The organism is Micromonospora sp. NPDC000442 (assembly GCF_042898635.1).
In the GTDB taxonomy this organism is placed as follows: Bacteria; Actinomycetota; Actinomycetes; order Mycobacteriales; family Micromonosporaceae; genus Micromonospora.
Genome location: NZ_JBIAYZ010000049.1, coordinates 1 through 4,854, shown reverse-complemented (window position 1 = coordinate 4,854; position 4,854 = coordinate 1). Strand labels below are relative to the sequence as shown.

Genomic DNA, 4,854 nt, shown 5'->3' with positions numbered 1-4,854 from the left:
CATTCGCTGCTGGCGGTGCGCCTGGTGGAGGAGCTGCGTGGTCGGGGTGTGGCGGTGTCGGTGCGGGCGTTGTTCGAGTCTCCCACGCCGGCCGGCTTGGCTGCCGCCACGACCGCGCCGGTTGATGCGGTGGTGGTGCCGGAGAATCTGATCCCCGTCGGCGCTGAGCGGATCACGGCGGACATGCTGCCGTTGGTCGATTTCACTGATGCGGATGTCGAGCGGGTGGTGGCCACCGTCGAGGGTGGCGCGGCGAACGTGGCCGACGTCTACCCGCTCGCGCCCCTGCAGGAAGGCATGCTCTTCCACCACCTGCTGGCCGAGGGCGGCGGCGAGGACCCGTACGTGCCGATCTGGGTCTTCGAATTCGACTCCGCGGATCGGCTCGACCGGTTTGTCACGGCGCTGCAGCAGGTCGTCGACCGGCATGACATCTACCGCACGGCGGTGGTGTGGGACGGGATTCCCGAGCCGGTGCAGGCGGTCTGGCGTAACGCCGCGCTGCCGGTCACGACTCACGTTCTCGACGCGGGTCTCGCTGATCCGGCGACCGCGTTGATCGATCTGGTCGGGTCGTCGATGGACCTGGGCCGCCCGCCGTTGATGGATCTGCACGTGACGCAGGTCGGCGACGGCTGGCTCGGGCTGCTGCGGATGCACCACATGCTCCAGGACCACCAGGGCATGGATGTGCTGATCGAGGAGATGCAGGCCTTCCTGGCCGGGCGCGGCGACGAGCTGGCGCCGGCGCTGCCGTTCCGCAACTTCGTGGCGCAGGCCCGGAGCGTTCCGCGGGAGGAGCACGAGCGGTTCTTCGCCGAGCTGCTGGGCGACGTGACCGAGCCGACCGCGCCGTACGGGCTGATGGACGTCAGCGGCGACGGTGCCGGGACATCGGCCGGGATGCCGATCCCCCAGGATGTCGCCGATCGGCTGCGGGACGTGTCGCGGCGTCTCGGTGTGAGCCCGGCGACGGTGCTGCACGTGGCGTGGGCCCGGGTGCTGGCCGTGCTGTCGGGGCGCGACGACGTCGTCTTCGGCACCACTCTGTTCGGCCGAATGAACGCGGGCGCCGGTGCCGACCGCGTGGTCGGTCCGTTCATCAACACGCTCCCGGTGCGGATGCCGACCGGCGACGTCGGCGTCCGCGCGGCGGTCGAGCAGATGCGCAGCCAGCTCGCCGCACTGCTGGAACACGAGCACGCGCCGCTCGCGGTGGCGCAGCAGGCCAGCGGTATCACGGAGAACACGCCGCTGTTCACGTCGCTGTTCAACTACCGTCACGCCGGGCACGGCAACTCCCGTCCGGACACCTCGTCCGAAGGTATGCGCGGCGTCTACTCCAGCGAGCGGACGAACTACCCCCTGGCCGTGTCGGTCAACGACCTGGGCGGCCACGGGCTGAGCTGGACGATCCTCGCCGTCGACCCGATCGATCCGTACGCGGTCGGGCAGTTGCTCTGCACCACGCTGGAGAACCTGGTCGGCGCGCTGACCGACCGCCCCGATACCCCGGTCAGCGCCCTGCGGGTACTCGACGCCAGGCAGCGGGACCAGGTGCTGTCCGGCTGGAACGACACCGCGACCGAGGTCGCCGACGCCACCGCGGCCGAGCTGTTCGCCCGGCAGGTGGCCGAGACCCCGGACGCGGTCGCGGTGGTCGCCGACGATGCACAACTGTCCTTCGTGGAGCTTGATGCCGCCGCGAACCGCCTCGCCGGCTACCTGGTGAGCCAGGGGATCGGCGCGGAATCGGTGGTGGGCCTGTGCCTGCCGCGCAGCGCGGCGATGGTGACCGCGATCCTGGCGGTGTGGAAGGCCGGCGCGGCATACCTGCCGATCGACCCGGAGCTGCCCGCCGACCGGATCGCGTTCATGCTGGCCGACTGTCGGGTGGCGGTACTGCTCGGCACCGAGGACGTGCTGGACGAGCTGCCGGCCGGCCGGGTGCGGATGGTCGCCGTCGACGACCGGATGGTCGCGGCGATGGTCGCCGCCCAGCCGGGCACCGACCCGGCGGTGTCGGTCGGCCCGGCGGGTTTGGCCTACGTCATCTACACGTCGGGTTCGACCGGCACGCCGAAGGGCGTGGCGGTCACCCACGGCGGCCTGACGAACTATCTGCTGTGGGCGGCCGAGGCCTACCGGATGGCACCCGGCGGCGGTGGCGCGCCGCTGCACTCTTCGCTGGCGTTCGACCTGACGGTCACGAGCGTGCTGGTGCCACTGGTGACCGGATCACCCGTGGTGGTGCACGAGGCCGGCGACGCCGACGGGCTGGCCGCGCTGCTGGGCGAACGCGGCGGGTTCGGGCTCGCGAAGGTCGTGCCGGCGCATCTGCCGCTGCTCGCCGAGTCGCTCTCCGGCGAGGCCGCGGCCGGCGCCGCCCGCACCTGGGTGGTGGGCGGCGAGGCGCTGCCCGGACCGGTGGTCCGGGCGTGGCTGGAGCGCGCGCCCGGCTCGGTCGTGGTCAACGAGTACGGCCCGACCGAGACGGTGGTCGGCTGCTGCGTGTACGAGGTGTCCGCCGGGCAGGAGGTCGGCGACACCGTGCCGATCGGGCGGCCGATCGCCAACACCCGCCTGTACGTCCTCGACGAGGCACTGCAGCCGGTGCCGCCCGGCGTGGCTGGCGAGCTGTACATCGCCGGCGCCGGGGTGGCCCGCGGCTACGTGGGCCGGGCCGGGCTGACCGCCGAGCGGTTCGTCGCCTCGCCGTTCGACTCCGGCGAACGCATGTACCGCACCGGCGACCTGGCGAAATGGTCCGCCGCCGGGACGATGGACTTCCTAGGCCGGGTTGACCACCAGGTGAAGGTGCGCGGGTTCCGGATCGAGCCCGGCGAGATCGAGGCCGCTCTCCAGGCCCACCCGCAGGTGGCGCAAGCTGCGGTGATCGCCCGCGAGGACGTGCCGGGCGACAAGCGGCTGGTCGGCTACGTCGTGTTGGCCGACCCCGAGGCCGGCGTGGGCCCGGACGAGCTGACCGAGTTCGCCGGCCGGCGCCTGCCGGAGTACATGGTGCCGTCCGCAATCGTGGTCCTGGACCGGCTGCCACTGACCACCAACGGGAAGTTGGACCGGCGGGCCCTGCCGGCGCCGGACTACGCGGGCGACACAAGCGCCGGCCGCGGGCCGCTCACCGTCCAGGAGGAGATCCTGTGCGCGGTGTTCGCGGAGGTGCTCGGCCTCGAGCGGGTGGGGGTCGAGGACGACTTCTTCCGGCTGGGCGGGCATTCGCTGCTGGCCGTGCGGCTCTCGTCGCGGGTGCGCGCGGTGCTCGGCGTCGAGCTGCCGATGCGGGCGCTGTTCGAGTCGCCGACCGTCGCCGAGCTGGCTGCCTGGCTGGCCGGCGGAAGCGCCGGCCGGGCGCGGCCGGCGCTGCGGGCCGGTGTGCGGCCGGAGCGGCCGGTGCTGTCCTTCGCACAGCAGCGCCTGTGGTTCCTCAGCCAGCTCGAAGGCCCCAACTCCCTCTACAACATTCCCGTCGCGGTCCGGCTCGGCGCCGACGCGAACGCTGCCGCGCTGAACGCCGCGCTGCGCGACGTGATCAGCCGGCACGAGTCGCTGCGCACCGTCTTCGCGGTGGCCGACGGCGAGCCGTACCAGCACATCCTCGACCCGGCCGGATTGGACTGGGCCCTGGAGGTCCGCCCGGTGCCCGCGGACGAGCTGGACCGGGCGATGAGCGAGGTCACCGAGCACGCGTTCGACCTCGCGGCGGAGGTGCCGATCCGGGCGTGGCTGTTCCGGACCGACGCGGGCGAGTCCGTGCTCGTGCTCGTGGTGCATCACGTCGCCAGCGACGGCTGGTCGATGGCGCCGTTGGGCCGGGACCTGTCCACCGCGTACGAGGCCCGGCTGCGCAACGAGGCACCGGTGTGGGAGCCGCTGCCGGTGCAGTACGCGGACTACGCGGTGTGGCAGCGTGACCTGCTGGGCGACGAGTCCAGCCCGGACAGTCTGTTGTCCGCGCAGGTCGACTACTGGCGGGAGACGCTGAGCGGCGCGCCGGAGGAGCTGACCCTGCCGGTCGACCGGTCCCGTCCGGCCGTGTCCACGCACCGCGGACATCAGGTGCCGCTGCGGGTGCCGGCCGACGTCCACCAGCAGCTCGCCGATCTGGCCCGAGCCGAGGGCGTCACGACGTTCATGGTGCTTCAGGCCGTGCTGGCGGTGTCGCTGTCCCGGCTGGGCGCCGGCACCGACCTGCCGATCGGGGCAGCGGTCGCCGGGCGTACCGACGAAGCCCTCAACGACCTCGTCGGGTTCTTCGTCAACACCTTGGTTCTGCGTACGGATCTGTCGGGTGACCCGGAGTTCCGGCAGGTACTGGAGCGGGTCCGCAGCACCACACTCGGCGCGATGGCGCACCAGGACGTGCCGTTCGAGCGGTTGGTCGAGGAGTTGGCGCCGGTCCGGTCGCTGTCCCGGCACCCGCTCTTCCAGGTCATGCTCACCCTGCAGAACGTGGAGCGGACCGGCCTGAACCTGCCCGGTGCGGGCGCCCAGGGCGGCGCGCCGGAGCCCGGTCCCGACGCCACCGAGACGGCGCGGTTCGACTTGGACCTGGCCGTCTCCGAGGTGTTCGACGCCGACGGTCGGCCAGCGGGTCTGCGCGGCTTCCTGATCGCCTCGGTGGACCTGTTCGACCGGCCGACCGCGGAGCGGCTCGTCGCCGTGCTCCAACGGGTGCTCCGGACCGTGACGGCGGCGCCGGAAACGCGGCTGCACGCCGTCGAGGTGCTCGCCGCGAAGCAGCGCGAGCAGCTGCTGTCTGGCTGGAATACCGCAGCGGCCAATCTGCCCGACGTGACGCTGGCTGGTCTTGTTGAGCGGCGTGTTGCGGTGGCG

General features: G+C 72.4%; 1 protein-coding gene. It reads left to right on the top strand.

All coding sequences use genetic code 11. The features are described 5' to 3' along the window. Positions 1-6: 6 nt before the first annotated feature. Positions 7-4,854 (top strand): amino acid adenylation domain-containing protein (locus ACFY2A_RS30465; RefSeq protein ID WP_387176781.1); only part of this gene is annotated, 4,848 nt, incomplete at its 3' end.